Consider the following 19231-nt stretch of genomic DNA (forward strand, 5'->3'; position numbering starts at 1 on the left):
CCGCATGCCCATCTCCGACTACAGGACCGCTCTCGTCACGGGAGCGTCCACCGGAATCGGAGCCGTGGTCGTGGAACGCCTGGCCAAGCGTGGACTCGAAGTCCACGCGGTGGCCCGCAACGCCGAACGACTTCAAGCCCTCGCCGACGCCACCGGCTGCGTCCCGCACGCCGTCGACATCACCGACACCGGGGCACTGAGCGCCGTACTGGACGGCCTGGAGATCGACGTCCTCGTCAACAACGCGGGCGTCTCGCGCACCGGCAACATCCTCACCGCCGACGAGTTCGCCGTCGACGAGCAGATCGCCGTCAACATCCAGGCCGTCCTGCACCTCGTACGCCTGCTCATGCCCGGCATGGTGGAGCGCGACCTCGGCCACATCGTCAACATCAGCTCCATCGCCGGCGTCTACAACTTCGGCGGCAACACGATCTACCACGCCACCAAGGCGGCCGTGCACACCCTCTCCCGACAGCTGAGGGTGGACGGCTACGGCAAGCGGCTGCGCGTCACCGAGATCTGCCCCGGCCGCGTGGAGACGGAGATCTTCGGCCGGCTCCTCGGCGACATGGAGGAGGCCCAGCGGCAGTTCTACGACGGTTACGAGTCCCTCAAGCCCGAGGACATCGCCGACGCCATCGAGTTCGCCGTCGACTCACCCCGGCACGTCAACATCGGCCACATCGAGATCCTGCCCACCTTCCAGGTCCCCGGCGGCCTGAACTTCGAACGCCGGGAGGGCTGAGCACATGATCACGGCCAAGAGGGTCCGCCGGATCAACCCCTCGCCCAGCGTGGCGGCGGCGCAGCGCGTGCGCGAACTGAAGAGCCAGGGTCTGGCCATCTACGACCTGACCGTCGGCGAGCCCGACTTCGACACCCCCGAGCACGTCAAGGCCGCCGCGATCCGTGCCATCGAGGCGGGAGAGACCAAGTACACCTCGGTCAACGGCACTCCGGCCCTGCGCACCGCGATCATCGACCGGCTCCGGCGCCGCCACGGCCTCGCGTACACCGACACGCAGATCACCGTCGGCGGCGGGGCCAAGCAGGTCATCTTCCTCGCCCTGACGGCCACGCTGGACGAGGGCGACGAGGTCGTGATCCCGGCCCCGTACTGGGTGTCGTACCCCGACATGGTCCGCGCCAACGACGGCATGCCCGTCATCGTCGACTGCCCGGAGTCGGACGGCTTCAAGCCGACCCCGGACCGGCTGCGCGAAGCGCTCACCGAGCGCACCCGCTGGGTCGTCCTCAACACCCCCGGAAACCCCACCGGATCTGCCTACACCACCCGCGAACTCCGGGCACTCGCCGATGTGTTGCTGGACCACCCGCACGTCCGTGTCCTCACCGACGAGATCTACGACGAGATCTGGTACGACGACGGCGACAACCCGTCGCTGGCGGCCGTCGAACCCCGCCTGGCCGACCGGGTGTTCCTCACCAACGGCGTCTCCAAGACGTACGCCATGACCGGCTGGCGCATCGGCTACGGGGCGGGCCCCGTCGATCTGGTGGCCGCGATCAACACCCTCCAGTCGCAGATCTCCTCCTGCCCGTCCTCCATCAGCCAGGCCGCAGCCGCCGCCGCGCTGGCAGGCCCGCAGGACTTCGTCCGGGAGACCGTCGCCGTCTACCGGGCGCGACGCGACACCACCGTCAAACTCATCGGCGAGACACCGGGCCTGAGCTGCACCACCCCGAGTGGAGCCTTCTACCTCCTGGTCGACTGCCGGGAGTACCTGGGCAGGTTCACCCCGGCGGGCACCCGGATCGAGAACGACGAGGACTTCGCCCGCCACCTCCTGGAGGACCAGCAGGTGGCGGTGATCCACGGAACCGCGTACGGCGCCCCCGGCTACTTCCGCATCTCCTTCGCCACCTCCACGGAGATCCTCACCGAAGCCTGCGCACGCATCGCCGCCGCCTGCGCCACCCTGTCCGAGAGGCCTTCATGATCCGCGTCAGCACCAAGTTCGACCGCCCCGCCCCCGAACTCGTCGAAAGCCTCGGCGCCTACTCCTCGGCCACCATCCACGAGGCGCAGGGCCGGCTCGGCGCCCTCGACTCGACCATCAAGCCGGTGGACCACCGCATGTCCGTCTGCGGCCCCGCCTTCACGGTCCAGTGCGCACCCCGCGACAACCTCATGCTCCAGACCGCCATCGCCTACGCCCGCCCCGGCGACGTCATCGTCGTCTCCGCCGGCGCCTACCCCGAGGCCGGCTCCTTCGGCGACGTCCTCGCCAACGCCTGCCAGGCCAAGGGGATCGCGGGCCTGGTCACCGACACCGGCGTCCGGGACACCGAGGACCTGCGGGCCCTCGGCTTCCCGGTCTTCTCCCACAGCGTCTGCATCAAGGGCACCGTCAAGGAGACGGTCGGACCCATGTGCGAGCCCGTCACCGTCGGCGGTCAGCTCGTCCGCCCCGGCGACGTGATCCGCGCGGACGCCGACGGTGTCGTCGTCGTACGCCGCGAGGACGCCGCGGAAGTGGCGGTGTCATCCCAGGAGCGGGTCGACGCCGAGGAGGGCTACATATCCGCCTACCGGGCGGGCAGGACCGTCATCGACATCTGCAACCTGGCACCGCTCCTCGCTGCCAAGGGCCTGGTGATCGACGAGGAGTGAGCAAGAACGCTCAACCCTCCTCCGAGATCGGGATCTGAATCTTCGCCTGCTTGCCCTGGCACGCGGCGCGTACGACCTGCGGAGCCTGGACGCCGGACGGCCTGGCGGGCTGCCGGTGGCGGTATGGCACGGTCTGCTCACGGACGACGACCTCCTCACCGTCGCCGGCCTCATGGCTCGCACCGACGTCAATTCCCGACACGGCAATGGCAGGACACCATCCGCGACGCCAGGTCTCACACCGTGACAGGCCCTGGCGAGCCAGCCTCTTGACCCGGCAGCCCTTGGACACGCGCGTCACGGACATGCCCCGTGGGGACCAGCTGGGGATCAGGAAGTGCTGCTCGGGATCACGCAGTTCTTCGGCTGTTCCTTGCCGGTGGGCCAGCCCAGACCGACGAACTTCAGGGTGCCGCGCACGCCCTGGCCCGGGTTCAGTTCGACCACCGCGACCGGCTTGTCGTACGGATTCCCGCCGCTGGTCAGGCAGATCAGGCCACTCGTGCCCCTCACCCGGTGCACCGACTGGAGTTTCGACCACTCCTGGCGGACGTCCGCGAGGCTGGGCGCCTGCTCGGCGTCGTTGCCCTGTACCTCGTGCAGGGCCGTGCCGATGGTGACGAGGCCGTCGTGGACGAGCATGGTGCGGGAGTCCTCCAGGTTCGGCGTGGAGCCGAGGTCGGTGCCCGCCTTGCTCGTGCTCTTGATCAGGTCGTTGAGCGTGTCCAGGGCTGCCTTGGGCTCCGCGAGGTACTGGGGGAGTTCGCTCGCGGTGGGCTCGCCGTCGTGCGTCTCCTTCCACTGCTTGGTCCAGGCGGCCAGTTCGGTGTTCCAGGCGGCCGGGTGCGCGGGGGCGGCGTACTGGACCGTGACCTTCGCCTCGCCGTCCTCGCCGCGCAGCTGCGCCCAGTCCTTCTCCGTCATGGCCTGTCGGAGCGAGGCGGCGTCGGAGCCGCTGACCAGGGTGAAGTGCCGGTTCGCGCAGGTCTGCTTGGCGAGCGTGAGCGCGAAGATCCGCAGGTGCAGCGTGCGCCCCGCGAAGTAGACGGTGTCGGCCGCGGAACCGCAGATGTTGTTGGCGATCTGCTCGAACTGGCTGCCGGTCGAGCCGGCCTCGTCGATCCCCGGGGATTCGAAGGACATATCGGCGGGACCGGCCGGCCCCGTCTCCTTGATCCCCCGGAACGCGCTCGCCAGCGACTCGTTGTAGGCGTCCGGGCGGGTGTCGTGGACCAGCACCGTCCTGGCGTTCTCCCGGCCTCGCTCGCCATTGAAGTTGGCCAGGGCCTCGGCCGCGTTGCCGTTGGTGGGGATGATCCGGGCCAGGCCGGGGAATCGTTGCTTCTTCCCGTCGACGTTCGCGATCCCGTCCCCGCTGATGCGGGAGGCGAGTACCGGGACGCCGTTGTCCGTCAGACGTTCCACGGCTTCCTCGGTGGCGTCGAGGGTGAGGTTGAAGCCTGTGACGACTCGCAGTTTGTCCTCGTCGGATTCGGCCATGTCGAGCAGCGTGCTCACGACCTTGTCCTGATGGCCGTAGTTCCGCCCGGGGTTGGCCAGAACCAGACGGATCTTGGGTACCTGGCCCTCGCCCGAGTTGGCCTGTCGCTGGCCCAGATACGCGCCCTGGAGGTCACTGCGCATCTGCCGCCGCAGCCCCGGCGTGTCCGACTGGAGGGGCAGCATCATCGCCACGGTGACATGCGGCTGGTTCGCGATCCTCTTGTTCTCCTCCGAGATGGCCTTGGCCACGGCGCTGATCTCCGGTGTGCCGAAGTCGTAGCCCGCGCCGTCGACGCCGACGCACTCGCCTCCGATCTTCTCGATGCCGTCGTGGCAGGTGTCCGGCTTCTGGAGGGCAGGAATGCCGTATACACCGGCGGCCACGAGCGCCGCCACCCCCGCCAGCGCGTAGAGGATCTTTCCCCACCTGGGCAGTCTGTTCCACCTGGGTATCCAGCCGGGCATCCCCGCTACCTCCTTCGGCCGAGCTGATCGGTGCAGTCGCAGCGGAGCAACGGCCGCTCGTTCGCGGCCAGGTGGCTCCACTCGGTCGCTGTCGGGCCGAGTTCTCCGGCGCCGTCGAACTCCATGATCGACAGTTGCCTCAACAACTGCTCCAGCGTGCGGGCCATTTCGCCCCCGGTCGGCCTGGTGCGTTCCTCGCACAGCCATACGGCGTGCAGCAGTTGGTCGACGGTGCGGCGCAGCGGCGGTCCGTCCAGCCGCACCAGACCCTGGGCGCGCTTGCGGCGCTCGTCCGCTCCGCCCGGATACGGGGCCTGGGCGATCTCCAGCAGTTCCTCACACCACTGACGAGAGCGGCCGGGGAGCGTGGCGGCGAGGTGGCGAACCACGTCATCGACGCCGCCGGAGACGAGGTGGTGGTTCATCTGGTGGGTGGTCACCGAGTGGAACGTACCGCCGGTCGACTCACTCACGGCGTAGTGGTCGCGCAGCAGATGGTGGTCGGCGTACCAGGCGGCACCGTCGCGCGACAGCCCGTACAGCCGGTGCACCAGCAGCTGGCGCAGGCCGAAGTCCCCGATGAAGTGCCGCTCGCAGCTGGGCCACCCCGTGTCGTTGAGCAGCCGGGCGACCTCATGTGCCGTCAGGCGTAGGACACGGCCCGCCTGGTGATGGCGCAGCAGGACGTCCGCGCACTCCGGGTCGTGCGCCACCGACAGATGGGTGAGGACATCGAGCCACTGGTCATGATGCTCGGCCGGCAGCCGCACCGGCAGCTGGTCGAGGATCAGCTCCTGAAGCAGTACGTCCGTCACCGGCCGCTCGGGGGAGCCGTCCGGGTGGTGCAGCTTGGCGTCCAGGATGGCCCGGTCGTTGGCGTCCGTCTCCATCCGGTGGTCGGCGGCGGCGGTGGCCAGCCGGATCACCGTGTGCGGCCGTCCGCCGCTCAACTGGGCCACGGCAGCGGTGATACGGCGGCGATCCATACCGCCCTCCCGCTCCGTGGCCAGCTGTATTCGCTCGGTCGCCCGGCGGAGCTGGTCGCCGGTGAGGAAAGGCATCCGCAGCATGAGCACCCCGGCGGACAGCGGGCCCCGGTCCTCCTCCGAGTCCCTACGGCGGGACCAGGTGGCCGGCACCCCGTCGGCGGGCCGGAACGCCGCCACCTCTCTCGGAGGCAGACCTCCGTGCAGGAAGTCGCCACCGTCCGCCCGGCGCGCCGTACCCACGATCACCACGCGGTCACGCTGCCCCTCCCGGCGGTCGGTGAGCACGGCGCGCAACAGCCGCTCGCCCAGCGGTTCTTCGGCGTGGTCCAGCAGCAGTCCCGGGCGGCCGACCCGGCCCAGCCAGCCCCCCAGCCCGCCGTACGCCGCTTCCAGATCCTCGCGCAGCGCCCGGAACAGGAAGCGCTCCGCGTCCTCCCGCCGCTCGCCGCCGGCCCGGAAGTCGGCGGCGAGCCTGCGCAGCCCGTGCTTGGGCTGGCCGGCCGCGCCGGGATACTCGCCGTAGATCCGGGCCAGTTCCGCCTCGCCCCGGGGCGTCAGACGTTCGAAGAGGGCGTCGAGCAGCGCGGTGAGCGCGGCGGCCCCATACGGGCCGAACGCCTGTCCGGCCAGGACCTCCAGCATCTTCCGTACGGCCCCGAGGAGCGCGCCGCGCCAGAAGTCGCGCGCTCCCAGACCGCGCAGGCGCGGCTGCTGGATCAGCTCCTCGTACCGCTCGACCTCTGTCCTGATCGCCTCACCGGTGCCGCCCGCGACGCCGGTCGCGATCACCGCCAGGCCCGCGAAGAACCGAGGGAAGGTGAACGCGCCGCCCGTTCCCCGCCAGGTGTGCAGCAGCAGGGCGGCCTCGACCAGGGCCTCGGTAACCGCCGAGCGAGCACCGGGCTCCGCCCCGGCCCGGCCCGCGTACTCCGATGAGGCGCAGTCCAGACGGATCACCGGCACCTGGCGGGCGAACCGGTCGTGCACCGCCCGCAGCAGCCGCCCCTTGCCCATCCCCGGGCCGCCGGTGAGCAGCACCACGGGCAGGTCGGGGCCGTACAGCGGTTTGCGGTCGTCACCCGACGGCGAGCGCCCTAACAGGCGTGCGAAGAAGCCGTCCGCGTCGAGGAGTTTCTCGAAACCCAGGTCCTCATACACGCATCTCCCCCTGGATGCCCTCCCGCCCGTGAGCGGGTGATCGATGTGGTGGATGGAGATTAGTGGAACACGAGACCTTCAGCCAGGACAACGGATGTGATGTGAAAGGAAGTTGGCTGTGGGGATCATGTGTGAGTGGCTGTGCGCGGCGTCAGCGTGCGAACTTTTCGATGGCCGCCGGGGTGACGGGGGTGAAGAAGTTGACGAGGGTGCCGTCGGGGTCGCGGAACAGCAGCGACCGGTTGCCCCAGGGCATCGTGGTGGGCTCGGTGACGAAGTCGGTGACGAAGCCGGTCAGGTTCTGGTGAACGCGGTCCACGTCGTCGACGAGGAATTCGGTGATCACGCTGTGGTTGTCCGCCGGACGGGCGGAGCCCGGGGCGAACAGCGGGACCGTGCGGGTGCCGGCGATCGCGAGGGTGGCGCCCGCGGTCCTGAGTTCGGCGAAGTCCTCGGTGGCCCATGTCGCCCGCGCCCCTGTGGCGCGCTCGTAGAAGTCGACGAGGCGCGCCACGTCGCTGGTGATGATGCGGATCGAGACGAAGTCCATGGGGATCTCCTTGGCTGTGCCGGAGGTGAGGCGTGCACTGCGCAGGCTAGGAGGAATAGTGGACAGAATCGGTCCTGTATTCGCGTTAGGGTGCGAACATGCCCCGACCCACCGGCCGCGTGCTGACACTCCTGGAGCTGCTGCAGTCGGGCGGCACCCGGACGGTGGCCGAACTCGCCGACCGTCTCGGTGTCGAAGGGCGCACCGTGCGCCGGTATGTGGACCAGCTGATCGACCTGGACGTGCCCGTGGAGTCGGTACGCGGCCGCTACGGCGGATACCGGCTCGCCCCCGGGTACCGCTTGCCTCCGCTCATGCTCAGCGAAGACGAGGCGCTGGCCGTGCTGCTCGGCCTGGTCGCCGGCCGCCGGGCGGGGCTGACGACGACGCAGCGCACGGCGAACGAGACGGCATCGGCGAAGATCCGGCGGGTACTGCCCAAGCACCTCGCCCGCCGGCTCGACACCCTCCTGGAAACCCTCGCCTTCACCGCCCGGCCCGGCGAGTTCGGCACCCCGGACGCCGGACTCCTGCTCACCGTCGCCGATGCGGTGCGCCACCGCCGACCGGTCTCGATCCGCTACACCGACCGCGACGGACGGCGCAGCGAACGCACACTGCACGCCTACGGGATCGTCGCCCACGCGGGCCGCTGGTACGTCACGGGCAAGGACGCCCGGATCGGCGAGGACCGAACCTTCCGGCTCGATCGCATCGCGGACGCGCGAACCCTGCCCGGCTCATTCGAAGCGCCCATGGGTCCCGATCCTGTACAGCGAGTGTTGTCAGGATTCGCCACGGCCGAGTACCGGCATGAGGTGACCTTGCGTATCCACGGGACAGTTGAGCAGATCCGCGCCCACCTCCCCGCCGGCGTCGCGAGCCTGGCGGACCACGAGCCCGCGGCGGGCGAGGACCCGGCGTCCGAGCGCTGGCTGCGCGTCGAGCTGCGGGCGCAGCGGCTCGACTGGTTGCCTCCGGTACTCGCCGCACTCGACCGGCCGTTCGTCATCGAGCGCCCCGATGAACTCCGCGACCTCGTCACCGCGCTCGCCGAACGCCTCACGTTTTACGCCCGCCGGGTCTGACCGCGCGGAACCAACGTCATGAGATGGCACAACTGTCACACTGAGCAAGTGCGATTCCATCCGCATACCTTGGAGGTTGCGATGCGTGCAGGCATCGTGGTCAGCGCGCGGCCCGGAGTGGAGGACCTCGCCGTACGGGCCGAGGAGTTGGGCTTGCACAGCTTCTGGGTCAACGACACCCCGATGGTCCACGGCGATCCCTTCGTCGCCCTGAGCCTGTGCGCGAAGGCCACCAGCCGCATCAGGCTCGGTATCGGCGTGACCTCACCGGCGCTGCGCTCGGCCCCGGCCGCCGCGAGCGGGCTCGCCGGCCTCAACGCTCTGGCACCGGGCCGGATCATCTGCGGCGTCGGCACCGGAAACACCGCCCGGCGCACCCTGGGCATGCGGCCGAGCACGGCGGCGAGGCTGGAGGACTTCACCGCCGCACTGCAGGACCTGTGCGCCGGACGCTCGACCCAGTACCGCGAAGGCGACCGGGTGCGCGACATCCGGTTCCTGCACACCGCGGGGCACGTGAACACCGCCGACCCGGTCGAGTTCGTCGTGGCCGCACTCGGACCGAAGGCCGCCGCCGTCGCCGGACGCCGCGGCACCGGCCTCATCTCCTTCGGCCTGCTGGACCCCACCGCCTGGCACGCGCTGCACGACGCCCGCCGCCGCGCCGCCCGGGACACACCCCGCGACACCGACTCCTACGTGGTCACCGCGCTCCACATACAGGACGAGAGCGAGGGCGAGGACCCCCACGGCGACGCGGCCCGGGACGCGACCGGCCACCTCGTCCTGTCGCTGCTGGCCTTCGCCGCCGACACAGCCGCCGAAGAAGCGGCCTTCGCCGAGCGACTCAGCCCTGAGGAACGCGAAGCGGTGCGCCGGCTCCTCGACCGGCGCGGCACCACCGCCACCGCGCCGGACCGGCACACCAAGCTCTACCCCGGCTACCTCGGACGCATCGCACCGCAGGACCGGGACCTCGTTCTGCCCTCGCTGATGAACACCCTGGCCCTGGTCGGCACCCGTGACGACCTCCTCGCCCGCATCGCCACCCTGGAACAGGCCGGCGTCGACGAACTCCTCATCCAGCCGGTGATCGACCCGCCCACCGAGATGGCCCAGCTCGCGAAACTCATCACCTGAGCGGACCCGCCCGTCGCACGCCCGCGTCAGTGATGCCCTCCCCGCAGGGTCAGCGGACCGTCAGGCCGCCGCTGACCACCAGTGTTTCGCCGGTCAGATAGGTGCCGTGGCACAGTTTCCAGACCCAGTCGGCGATCTCCTCGGGCTGGGCGGCGCGGCCCAGCGGGACGGCCTTGACGGCTTCTTCCATCCGGCCGCCCGCGCGGGTGCCCGGGGTGTCGACCCAGCCGGGTGCGACGGCGTTGACGGCGATGCCGTCGGGGCCGAGTTCGTGGGCGAGGGAGCGGGTCAGGCAGACCACGGCGGCCTTCGAGGCGCTGTAGATCAGCTGGCCGGGGGAGACGGCGAAGGCGTCGATGGAGGCGAAGTTGACGATCGTGCCGCCGCCGGCGGCACGCAGCGCGGGGGCGGCCTCGGCGGTGACGTTGAGGGTGCCGAGGACGTTCACGTCGAAGACGCGCCGGTAGGTCGCCTCGTCGTAGTCGGCCAGCAGGGTGGGCGGATAGATACCGGCCGCGTTGACCACGGCACGCAGGCCGACCGGGCTGCCGAGCGCCTCGGACACCGCCCTGCGGTCCGTGATGTCCACTGCCAACGGGCGGAAGGCCGGGCCCAGTTCGGTGGCCGTCCTGCCGAGGGCCTCGGCGTCGCGGTCCACGCCCAGGACCGTCCAGCCCTCGGTGAGGAAGCGTTCCGCGACGGCGCGGCCCATGCCGCTGGCCGCGCCGGTCACCAAGGCCGTGGACATGACCGCGGAGGACTCAGAGGACTCAGAGGACTCAGTGGGCGAGGAAGCCGCCATCGACGATCATCTCCGTTCCGGTGGTGAAGCTGGAGTCGTCCGACGCGAGGAAGGCGACCGCCCCGGAGATCTCCCGGACATGGGCGCGGCGGCCCATCGGGGTCTGCGGGATCACTCCGCCTTCCTTCTCGTGTTCGTTCATGGGGGTGCTGACCCCGCCGGGGCACAGGGCGTTGACGCGGATGCCGTCGGCGGCCAGTTCGAGGGCGGCGGTCTTGGTGAGCGCGATCAGCGCGCCCTTGCTGGCGCAGTAGGCGACATAGCCGGCGGCGCCCGCCACGCCGAAGATCGAGGCGGTGTTGATGATCGAGCCGCCGCCGCTCGCCCGCATCAGCGGTACGGCCGCCTGGATGCCGAGCAGGGCGCCGGTGACGTTGACCGCGAAGGTGTCGTTCCAGTCCTCGGGGCGCTCGTCGAGGAACGGGTTGACGTGGATGATCCCGGCGTTGTTGACCAGCACGTCCAGACGGCCGGTGGCCGTGCGGGCGTGTTCGACGGCCCGGGCCCAGTCGGCGCGTGAGGTGACGTCGAGGTGCAGATACTCCACGTCGAGGCCGGCTTCCTGGAGGCGGGCCGCGGTGGCCTTGCCCTCGTCGTCGAGGATGTCGCAGGCCAGGACCCGGGCGCCTTCGGAGGCGAGCCGTTCGGCGTGCGAGGCGCCCTGGCCACGGGCCGCGCCGGTGATCAGGACGGTCCTGCCGGACAGACGGGGAGGGTGCGTGCTCAACTCGGTCTCCTCTGAGGGGGGGTTGCACGGATTCGGCACAGGTGTACGGGGCGTGCCCCGGCCGCCGTGAGCGCGGCCCGGGCTCCGGACGTCGGCTCACTCGGCCGCTGCCGCCGCTGCCGCCGCTGCCGCCGGTGCGGGCCGGAGGTCAGCGGCCTCGCGGCTGATCTCCAGCGCGACGCTCTGGTGGAGTTCCTCGGTGGCGAACCCGGAGGCGACGCCCCAGTAGTAGGTGATGAGGGCCACGCCGAGTTCGAGCAGGGTGCCGACGGGGAAGGCGAGGTCCTTCACGGGGCCGAACTCACCGACGTACGAGATCGGAAGGGTCGCCAGGAGCAGGAAGACCAGCCAGAAGCCGCCGCGGGTGTGCCGTCTGCCCTCGGGGTCGGCCAGCAGCCACACCACCGCGACGTAGGCGACGACCACGGCTGTGCTCGCGGCGCAGTAGACGGGGAACGACCAGCTGCCGTCGGCGGCTTCGGTGCCGGTGGCGAGGAACCAGCCGCCCTTGTCGCTGACGTAGACCCAGGCGGCCAGGTAGACCGCGCTCACCGTCAGGCCGGTTCGGCGGGAGATCCAGCCCCGGTGCGGGGCGTAGTGCGCGCCGTACACCGCGAGCCCGGCGAAGGTCACGACGGTGAGGTTGACCAGGGTGACGTAGCCCGCCCAGTACATGATCGCGGCGGCGGCGAGGAAGCCGGCCGGGGCCCAGATCCTCGGCTGCCGGAGCATGAACGGCCTGGGGAGGGATGGGGCGTGACGGCGCATCACCGGCAGGCAGACCGCTGCCATCAGGGCGCTGAGCACCATCGCGGCGCTGATGAAGCCGACCAGTCGGTACCAGCTCGGGGCGGGCAGGAAGAACACGCAGCCGACGACGAAGGTCACGACCGTGGACACCCACGGGATGCCGTGCTTGTTGGTCTTCTGGAACGCCTTGGGCAGGTAGCCGTGCACGCTCAGCCCGAAGCCGACGCGGGCGGCGGTGCCGAGGTAGATGTAACCGGCGGCGCCCGGGGAGACGATCGCGTCGATGAGCAGGACGGTCGCGAAGGCGCCCAGCGCCGCCATCGAGGAGGCCCGCAGGGCGTGCAGCAGCGGGCCGTCCGCCCATTCGCTGCCGCCGAGGGCCGACCAGTCGCCCACGGAGATTCCCGCGTCACCCCAGTTGACGGCGCCGATGAAGGCGATCTGCAGGGCCAGGTAGACGGCCAGCGGGATCAGCACGCAGCCCACCGTGCCCAGCGGGATCGTACGCCTGGGGTTGACCACTTCGCCGCTGAAGTCGATCACGCCGCGGAAACCCATCAGCGCGAAGGCGATGCCGGACACCGCGACCGTCTCGAAGACCGAACCGCCGCCTCCGGGGAAGAAGCCGTGGGCGGTGTAGTTGGAGGAGTTGAAGACGAACAGCAGCAGCACGAACGTGGCCGAGGGAACGAGGATCTTCCACCAGGTCACCCAACGGTTGGCCTCGCTGAGCAGCCGTACGCCGAAGGCGTTGACGAAGTAGAAGAGGACCATCAGTCCGATGGCCGTGAGAATGCCGGTCGGCCAGGTCAGCACCGACACCCCGCCCTTCACTTCCAGCATGTCCAGCCCGGGGAAGGCGTCGCCGAGGTAGGTGATGACGGCAAGGGCCTCGATCGCGGGCAGCGAGATGTTGGCGATCCAGTAGGAGAAGCCCATGATCCAGCCGGTCAGGCCGCCGTGGGTGAGATACGGGTAGCGGACGATGGCGCCGCTGCGGGGCAGAGCGGCGCCGACCTCGATCCACGCCAGCGCGATCAGCATGATCAGGGCGCCGCCGATCAGCCAGGAGATGATCGCGGCAGGCCCCGCGGCGCCCGCGGCGTAGAGCATCGCGAAGAGCCAGCCGGAGCCGATCTGGCCGCCGACGCCGAGGAAGAGGACCTGCTGGAGGGACATGCTGCGGCGGAGCCTGCCGTCGGCACCCTCGTCCGGGACGGTTCGCGGGGACTGGTCGGGGGTTTGCGGCACGGGTAGACCTCCTTGGCCTGGGGAGTGGCGAAGCGGGAGGAACCTGAGCGTGAGGGTGCGGGGAGGCCGGGGTGTCGCGATGTCGTGCGCGGAACCGTTGACCGCCTCAGCGCTTGCCGTGAGTATGAGGAGCCCCTGAACGATTGGTGAACCCTCGAAGTTCCGGGGTTCCTCAAGGCAGAACCTTTGGCAGACCTGGCAGACCTTCTCGGTGGGCGGCGCGATGACTCTCCAGCAGCTGACGTACTTCCTCGCCGCCGTCGAGCACGGCTCCTTCTCCGCGGCGGCCGAGGCCCTGTACATCGCCCAGCCCAGCCTGTCCGAGCAGATCCGGCGCCTGGAGCACTCGCTCGGCGTCCCCCTCTTCGTGCGCACCAACCGCAAGCTGGTGCTCACCGAGGCCGGGCAACTGCTGCTCCCGCGCGCCCAGCACGCGCTGGCCGCCGCGAAGGAGGCGCACGAATCGGTGCGCGGCGTGCGCACCCTCACCGGCGGCACCGTCACCCTCGGGACCTTCAGCAGCGCGCAGCACCTGGTGCTGAACGACCTGATCGCCGACTTCCGCGCCCGCCACCCACAGGTGCGGGTCCGGGTCGTGGGCCTGAACTCCTCCGAGGTCGCCGACGCCGTCCGCGAGGGCACGCTGGAGGCGGGGCTCGTCTCCCTGCCCGTGGACGACCGCGGGCTCGACGTCAGCGGCGTCGTGTGGACCTGCGAGGCCGTCTACCTCAGCAGCGACCCCTCGCACACCACCGAACCGCTGACCGTCCGGCGGCTGGCCGAGGCGCCGCTCATCCTCCCCGAGGCCCGTTGGGGCAACGCCGACCCCACCCGGCACCAACTCCTGGAACGCGTACAGAAGGAAGGTCTCTCCCTGACCCCGGTGGTCGAGGTCGAGTCCCCGGCGCTGGCCCTCGCCCTCGCCTCCCGCGGAGTCGGTGACACGGTCATCTCCCTGCCCCTCGCCCACTGCCTCGGCCATATGGACCGTCTGCACGCGGTCTCGCTGGACCCGCCGCTGCACGAGACCTTCGCCTTCATCACCCGCCGCGAGGCCCACCTCTCACCGGCCACGCGCGTGCTGATGGAACTGGCCGCGAAACGCCTGACCGCACTGGAGACCACCCTCCAGCCATAGGGAAAGCCTTGGGGCACACACAGAAATCGCGGCTTCACCTAGAGCAGTCCCGCTGCCAATACTGAGGCCATCGTCCACCGGGGCCCCGAAGCCATCTCGCCCGAGGCCTCGAAGCCGTCTCCATCGAGGCCCTGAGGCCCTCTCCTCGCACCCCCGCACGGATCGATCCCGCCCACGAAGGGAATCTCCATGCCCCGCTACTGCGTCATCGGTGCCGGCGCCGCAGGCGTCTCCGCTCTCCAGCAGCTCCGTCGACTCGGCCTCGACGTCGACTGCTTCGAGAAGACCGACCGGGTCGGCGGCCACTGGCACACCGACTACGACGCCCTCCACCTCATCACGTCACGGGACATGACGACGTTCGAGGACTTTCCGATGCCCGCCGACTACCCGCACTTCCCGCGCCGCGACCAGGTACGCGCCTACATCGAGTCGTACGCCCGCGAGCACGGCCTCTACGACGTCATCCAGTTCGGTACGGCGGTGACGAGCGTCGAGCCGGTCGAGGGCCCCGCCGACGCGCCCGCGGGTTCGCCGGGTTCGTACGGCTGGCGCGTGACCACCTCCACCGGGCGCGACGAGGTCTACGACGGCGTCCTCGTGGCCAACGGCCATCTGTGGGACCCCAAGATCCCCGATATCCCGGGCGAGTTCACCGGCAGGACGATCCACTCGGGGGTCTACCGGAACACCTCCGACCTCGACGGGGACCGCGTTCTCGTGGTCGGCGCCGGAAACTCCGGCTGCGACCTCGCCGTCGACCTCGCCCAGCACCGCCTGGACGCCGACATCGTCGTCCGGCACGGATCGTGGTTCCAGCCCAAGACGTACTTCGGTGTGCCACGCCCACAGGTGCCGTTCCTCGCGGAGTTCTCTCCGACGGAGCAGGACCTGATCAACCGGCTCATGGCCCGCCTGTCGATCGGCGAGTGGAACGCCTACCCCGGTATGCCGAAACCCGAGGGCGCCACCCTCGCCGAGGGCCGCGCGGTCGTCAACGACCTTCTGCTGTACTGGATTCACCACGGCCGCATCACCGTCCGGCCCGGCATCGAGCGGTTCGACGGCAACACCGTCCACTTCAGCGACGGATCGGCCCGCGACTACGACACCGTCCTGTGGGCCACCGGCTTCAACGTCCGGCTCCCGTTCCTCGACGACACCCTGTTCCCCTGGACCGCCGGAGCACCGGTCCGCTACGCCGGGGGCATCGTGACGGAGACCGCCGAGAAGCTGTACTTCATCGGCCTCATCGCTCCGCGCGGTCCCCAGATCCCGGTCTACGGCATGCAGACCAAGCTCGTGGCCAAGATGATCGAGCTGCACGAGCAGGCGGGGCCGCAGGGCGCCCCGATCGCCCGCTATCTGGCGTCCCTTCAGGAACCTGAGACGGCTATCGACGTGGTGCGCGACGGCTGGCTGCGGCAGATGGCCGACACCGAACGCCTGCTCGCGGCCTACCGGATGTCCTCGGGCAACGCGACGCCCTCACTCCTGCCGGCGTAAGTGAGCGTGTGGTTCGGCCGTCGCATGGGATGCGCCGGGTCCGGGAGTCGACCATTCACGGTGATGTCCCCAACCGTCCGAACCGGTCGCTCTGCGTCGACAAGCGCCCGAGGGGCGGGTCATGAGAGGGTGCGGTTCGGTTCGGGACAGGGGGAAGCGTGGGGCTGATCTACGGCTACGACATCTATCTGCCTCCTCGGAATGCCGCCAGGGCGTTGGCCCATCTGGCCGAGCTGGCGCCACCGGCCCGTGTCGCGGCGCCGCTGGAGATCACCCTGCCCGGCGGCGACCGTCTCGTCCTCCCGTTCACGTCCCATTTCACGAGCGAGCCGGTCGACTGCTCCACGAGCGGCACGCTCGAACTCGACACGTCCCTCATGGTCGACGTCGATGACGCGCTGGCCGAGTTCGCGCGGACGGACGGCCCTGAACCCGATGCGGACGGGCGCATCCAGATCGGGTACGTCTACGCGACGATCCGGTTCGAGTCCCTCCTGCACCCCGGCTACACATCGGTGGAGTGCTGGGCGGCGACGTCGGGGACGAGCCGCTTGTTCGCGCGGTCGGTGAACATCAGGAAGATGTTCACCGACCTCACCGCCGACAGCGGCGGAGTGTGCTGCCTGTTCGACACCGGCGATGGCGCCCCCGAGCAAGTGTGCTGGCTCAACGGCGAACCCACCCACGAGACAGTCTCCGGCCCCCGCTTTCCGGACCTGCGAGCACTTGTGGCGACTTGGCCCTCGCGAGGTACCTCGCGCGGCTGACAGACTGCACGGATGATCGACGATCTTCCCGCCGGCCTGACGGCCCGACACCTCGCCGACGAGGATCATCTGCGCGTGCTCGCCGTACTGGACACATGGTGGGGTGGTCTGAAGGGGGAGGCAGGGGCGACGGAACGTGCGCTGCTTCTGCCCCGGCTGTACTTCCAGCACTTCACCACCACCAGTTTTCTGGTCGAACGCGGCAGTGGAGAAGTGGCCGCCTTCCTGGTCGGTTTCCTGTCGCAGGCGGAGCCCGAAACCGCCTATGTGCACTTCGTCGGAGTCGACCCGGCGCTGCACGGACAGGGTGTCGGGCGTGCCCTCTACCGGGCCTTCTTCGCGCTCGCACGGTCACATGGGCGCCGTTACGCGCACTGCATCACCAGCCCGGAGAACACCGCGTCGCGGGCATTTCACACCCGACTCGGCTTCACGGCCTCGGCCGTGAAGCCGGACTACGACGGCCCCGGACTCGACCGGGTGGCGTTCTCCATCGACCTTTCCACGGAGCAGGCGGACCTGTCCTAGCGGATGCTGCGAGTCGGCCTCTACGAGCCCGAGACCCTCGCTTTCGGCAGTGCTCGCAGGGTCGCTTCGGCCTTGAGGAGCATTTCCTCGTACTCCGCGGCGGGGTCCGAGTCGAGGACGATGGCGCCGCCCGCGCCGATGGTCAGTTCGCCGTCGTGGCTGACAGCGGTGCGGATGACGATGCTGAGGTCGGCGGTGCCGGTGTACCCGATGAAGCCGAGGGCTCCCGAGTAGACTCCGCGGGCCTCACTCTCCAGAGTGTCGATGATCTCCATGGTGCGCAGCTTCGGCGCTCCCGTCATGGAGCCGCCGGGGAAGCACGCCCGTACGGCGTCCACGGCGGAGGTGCCGTCGCGCAGCGTCCCGGTGACCGTGGAGACCAACTGGTGCACGGTGGCGTAGGACTCCGTCGCCATGAGCGAGGGGACGGCGACGCTGCCGATCGCGCAGATCTGTCCGAGGTCGTTGCGCAGCAGATCCACGATCATGAGATTCTCGGCACGGGTCTTGGGGTCCATCTGCAGGGAGCGCCGTCGCTCGTCATCGGTGCGCGGGTCCGGATGGCGGGGCGCTGTGCCTTTGATGGGTTTGGTCTCCACCGTGCGCGTGGCGTCCACCTTGAGGAATCGCTCGGGTGACGAGCTGAGAACCGTCACCTCGCCGAGGCGCAGCAACGCGGAGTACGGAGCGGGGTTCAGCCGGCGCAGGCGCTGGTAGTAGGCGACATCGTTCTCCGGTGCGGGCAGACGGAGTTTGTTGGTGAGGCATATCTCGTAGCTCACACCCTCCCGCAGCCGTCGATCGCACTCATCGATGTCGGCCAGGTACTGGGTGCGTGAGCGGACCAGTCGTCTCGGCGCGTCATGGTTCTCGGCGCGCGGCGGGGGAGATGTGTCGGGCTGTGCCGTGGGCAGGTCGGCCAAGGTGGGGACCACCGTCCTGATCCACTTCTGGGCGGCGTCCAGGTCCTGCTGCTCGCACACGGCGACGACATAGGTACGGTTCTCGGCGTGGTCCACGGCGATGAAGCGGTCGGCCTGGAGCCACACCGCGTCCGGGGTTTCGGACCGGTGGGTGCGCCGCGCGCCGAGATCGGCCTTCAACTCGTAACCGAAGTAACCGACGTGGCCGCCGACGAAATCGAAGGGTAATTCCTCGGCACCGGCGACCACTCGGCCGGTGCGGCGATTGAGGGCGTCGAAGATGGTGCCGTCCTCCCGGCGAGGAATGCCGTCCGCGGGCTCGACGACGACGTGTTCGTCCTCCACCCGGTAGGTCAGCGTCTCGGCTCCGGGCGCGTCCGCCGAACCGAGGAAGGAGAACCGGGCCAGGCCCGGTTCGACGTGTGAGCTGTCGAGCCAGAAGGAGCGTGCGCTGTCGCCGTACAGGGCCAGGAACGCGGCCTCGGCGTCGACGGCTGTGTCCAGGATGCTGAACTGCGCCTGGAGTTGTACGGGGGCCGGGTGGGGAGTCGACGGCGCGGCACACGCGGATATGCCGTTCATGTCAGGGGTGGCGGTGCCGACTCGGCGGTCACGGATGTCGGCGCTACCCCGGTGTGAGCCCGAGGCGAGTGCCAGGTCACGGAAGTTCGCCACGAGCCGGGCGCCGTGCTCCGTGCAGATCGACTCGGGGTGGAATTGCACCCCCCACCAAGGGCGATCGCGGTGGGCCAGGCCCATGACCACTCCGTCCTCGGCGCGCGCGGTGATCCGGAGGTGGGCGGGCCCGGGTTCGGCGACGCTCAGCGAGTGGTAGCGCACGGCCGTGAACTCCTGCGGGAGGCCGGCGAAGAGTCCCTCACCGCTGTGCCGGATCGTGGACAGATGCCCGTGCCGGGGCTGCGGGGCGGGGACGATCCGCGCGTCCGACAGCAGTCCCATGCCCTGGTGCCCGAGACACACACCCAGGACCGGCAGCCGGGAATGCTCCAGGACGTCGCGGGAGCGCCCGAAGTCGCGGGGGACGGCCGGGTGCCCCGGTCCCGGCGAGATGACCGCGGCGTCGAAGCCGTCCAGATCGAGGTGGTCCCAGGCTGCGGCGTCGTTCCGTACGACGACGGGCGTGATGCCGTACACCTTCGCCAGGAGTTGGTACAGGTTGTAGGTGTAGGAATCGTAGTTGTCGATGAGCAGGACGCGCATGGGTCAGCACCAGGTGGTTGTCGGAGGCGGTCCATCGGATCGCCGCTTGGCGTACATGACTCGGACATCGGGTGCGGCGTGGCCGGC

Annotated in this window: 17 protein-coding genes; 9 read left to right on the forward strand and 8 right to left on the reverse strand. The window is 69.9% G+C overall.

Annotated elements, in window-relative coordinates; translation table 11 throughout:
• Positions 1-4 precede the first annotated feature (4 nt).
• From ACWD4G_RS06775 to ACWD4G_RS06785, 3 genes are read left to right on the forward strand one after another with little or no spacing between them, the layout of a single operon-like run.
• Positions 5-748, forward strand: a complete 744-nt coding sequence (locus tag ACWD4G_RS06775) for an SDR family oxidoreductase (RefSeq protein WP_451291109.1) — start codon at positions 5-7, stop codon at positions 746-748.
• A gap of 4 nt (positions 749-752) precedes the next feature.
• The gene (locus tag ACWD4G_RS06780; protein ID WP_451291110.1) at positions 753-1964 is read left to right on the forward strand and encodes an aspartate transaminase; all 1212 of its coding nucleotides are present in this window, start codon (positions 753-755) and stop codon (positions 1962-1964) included.
• A complete protein-coding gene (locus ACWD4G_RS06785; protein WP_451291111.1) occupies positions 1961-2638 on the forward strand; it encodes a 4-carboxy-4-hydroxy-2-oxoadipate aldolase/oxaloacetate decarboxylase in 678 nt (225 codons plus the stop codon). Before ACWD4G_RS06780 ends, ACWD4G_RS06785 begins: the two co-directional genes overlap by 4 nt.
• Positions 2639-2648: 10 nt before the next feature.
• On the opposite strand, the gene ACWD4G_RS06790 is transcribed toward ACWD4G_RS06785, so the two are convergent.
• From ACWD4G_RS06790 to ACWD4G_RS06805, 4 genes are all read right to left on the reverse strand, one after another.
• Positions 2649-2840 carry a hypothetical protein gene (locus ACWD4G_RS06790; RefSeq protein ID WP_451291112.1) on the reverse strand — a complete coding sequence of 64 codons (192 nt, stop codon included), beginning with the start codon at positions 2838-2840 and terminating at the stop codon, positions 2649-2651.
• Positions 2841-2968: 128 nt separating this feature from the next.
• Entirely contained in the window at positions 2969-4606 is a 1638-nt protein-coding gene (locus ACWD4G_RS06795; protein ID WP_451291113.1) for an amino acid ABC transporter substrate-binding protein, read from the reverse strand.
• A 5-nt stretch (positions 4607-4611) separates the two neighbouring features.
• Positions 4612-6753 (reverse strand): hypothetical protein, encoded by a 2142-nt coding sequence (locus tag ACWD4G_RS06800; protein WP_451291114.1) that lies wholly within the window; start codon positions 6751-6753, stop codon positions 4612-4614.
• A 151-nt stretch (positions 6754-6904) separates the two neighbouring features.
• The gene (locus ACWD4G_RS06805) at positions 6905-7303 is read right to left on the reverse strand and encodes a VOC family protein (protein WP_451291115.1); all 399 of its coding nucleotides are present in this window, start codon (positions 7301-7303) and stop codon (positions 6905-6907) included.
• Positions 7304-7401: 98 nt separating this feature from the next.
• On the opposite strand from ACWD4G_RS06805, the gene ACWD4G_RS06810 reads away from it, so the two are divergent.
• Complete coding sequence (locus ACWD4G_RS06810) at positions 7402-8391, forward strand: helix-turn-helix transcriptional regulator (protein WP_451291116.1); 990 nt, start codon at positions 7402-7404, stop codon at positions 8389-8391.
• 81 nt (positions 8392-8472) lie between these two features.
• Positions 8473-9531 (forward strand): LLM class flavin-dependent oxidoreductase, encoded by a 1059-nt coding sequence (locus ACWD4G_RS06815; RefSeq protein WP_451291117.1) that lies wholly within the window; start codon positions 8473-8475, stop codon positions 9529-9531.
• Between the two features lie 49 nt (positions 9532-9580).
• Here the strand turns inward: ACWD4G_RS06815 and ACWD4G_RS06820 are convergent, their stop codons facing one another.
• The 3 genes from ACWD4G_RS06820 to ACWD4G_RS06830 all read right to left on the reverse strand — a co-directional run bounded on the left by ACWD4G_RS06820 (position 9581) and on the right by ACWD4G_RS06830 (position 13061).
• Positions 9581-10279, reverse strand: a complete 699-nt coding sequence (locus tag ACWD4G_RS06820) for an SDR family NAD(P)-dependent oxidoreductase (RefSeq protein ID WP_451291118.1) — start codon at positions 10277-10279, stop codon at positions 9581-9583.
• 31 nt (positions 10280-10310) lie between these two features.
• Positions 10311-11060, reverse strand: coding sequence for an SDR family NAD(P)-dependent oxidoreductase (locus tag ACWD4G_RS06825; RefSeq protein ID WP_451291119.1), 750 nt, complete (start codon positions 11058-11060; stop codon positions 10311-10313).
• 96 nt (positions 11061-11156) lie between these two features.
• Positions 11157-13061, reverse strand: a complete 1905-nt coding sequence (locus tag ACWD4G_RS06830) for an APC family permease (protein ID WP_451291120.1) — start codon at positions 13059-13061, stop codon at positions 11157-11159.
• A gap of 223 nt (positions 13062-13284) precedes the next feature.
• On the opposite strand from ACWD4G_RS06830, the gene ACWD4G_RS06835 reads away from it, so the two are divergent.
• The 4 genes from ACWD4G_RS06835 to ACWD4G_RS06850 all read left to right on the forward strand — a co-directional run bounded on the left by ACWD4G_RS06835 (position 13285) and on the right by ACWD4G_RS06850 (position 17000).
• A complete protein-coding gene (locus tag ACWD4G_RS06835; RefSeq protein WP_451291121.1) occupies positions 13285-14199 on the forward strand; it encodes a LysR family transcriptional regulator in 915 nt (304 codons plus the stop codon).
• A gap of 189 nt (positions 14200-14388) precedes the next feature.
• On the forward strand, positions 14389-15705 hold the full coding sequence (locus ACWD4G_RS06840) for a flavin-containing monooxygenase (protein ID WP_451291122.1): 1317 nt from the start codon (positions 14389-14391) through the stop codon (positions 15703-15705).
• Between the two features lie 158 nt (positions 15706-15863).
• Entirely contained in the window at positions 15864-16472 is a 609-nt protein-coding gene (locus ACWD4G_RS06845; RefSeq protein ID WP_451291123.1) for a hypothetical protein, read from the forward strand.
• 12 nt (positions 16473-16484) lie between these two features.
• Entirely contained in the window at positions 16485-17000 is a 516-nt protein-coding gene (locus ACWD4G_RS06850; RefSeq protein WP_451291124.1) for an N-acetyltransferase family protein, read from the forward strand.
• Between the two features lie 20 nt (positions 17001-17020).
• On the opposite strand, the gene pabB is transcribed toward ACWD4G_RS06850, so the two are convergent.
• Positions 17021-19144, reverse strand: coding sequence for an aminodeoxychorismate synthase component I (gene pabB, locus ACWD4G_RS06855; RefSeq protein ID WP_451291125.1), 2124 nt, complete (start codon positions 19142-19144; stop codon positions 17021-17023).
• Positions 19145-19231: the final 87 nt, after the last annotated feature.

This window comes from Streptomyces sp. NPDC002643 (assembly GCF_053592555.1).

Bases quoted from the DNA above. Each gene is read 5' to 3' on its own strand.
- ACWD4G_RS06775 (WP_451291109.1), top strand. From the start codon at position 5: ATGCCCATCTCCGACTACAGGACCGCTCTCGTCACGGGAGCGTCCACC.
- ACWD4G_RS06780 (WP_451291110.1), top strand. From the start codon at position 753: ATGATCACGGCCAAGAGGGTCCGCCGGATCAACCCCTCGCCCAGCGTG.
- ACWD4G_RS06785 (WP_451291111.1), top strand. From the start codon at position 1,961: ATGATCCGCGTCAGCACCAAGTTCGACCGCCCCGCCCCCGAACTCGTC.
- ACWD4G_RS06795 (WP_451291113.1), bottom strand. From the start codon at position 4,606: ATGCCCGGCTGGATACCCAGGTGGAACAGACTGCCCAGGTGGGGAAAG.
- ACWD4G_RS06805 (WP_451291115.1), bottom strand. From the start codon at position 7,303: ATGGACTTCGTCTCGATCCGCATCATCACCAGCGACGTGGCGCGCCTC.
- ACWD4G_RS06810 (WP_451291116.1), top strand. From the start codon at position 7,402: ATGCCCCGACCCACCGGCCGCGTGCTGACACTCCTGGAGCTGCTGCAG.
- ACWD4G_RS06815 (WP_451291117.1), top strand. From the start codon at position 8,473: ATGCGTGCAGGCATCGTGGTCAGCGCGCGGCCCGGAGTGGAGGACCTC.
- ACWD4G_RS06820 (WP_451291118.1), bottom strand. From the start codon at position 10,279: ATGTCCACGGCCTTGGTGACCGGCGCGGCCAGCGGCATGGGCCGCGCC.
- ACWD4G_RS06835 (WP_451291121.1), top strand. From the start codon at position 13,285: ATGACTCTCCAGCAGCTGACGTACTTCCTCGCCGCCGTCGAGCACGGC.
- ACWD4G_RS06840 (WP_451291122.1), top strand. From the start codon at position 14,389: ATGCCCCGCTACTGCGTCATCGGTGCCGGCGCCGCAGGCGTCTCCGCT.
- ACWD4G_RS06850 (WP_451291124.1), top strand. From the start codon at position 16,485: ATGATCGACGATCTTCCCGCCGGCCTGACGGCCCGACACCTCGCCGAC.
- pabB (WP_451291125.1), bottom strand. From the start codon at position 19,144: ATGCGCGTCCTGCTCATCGACAACTACGATTCCTACACCTACAACCTG.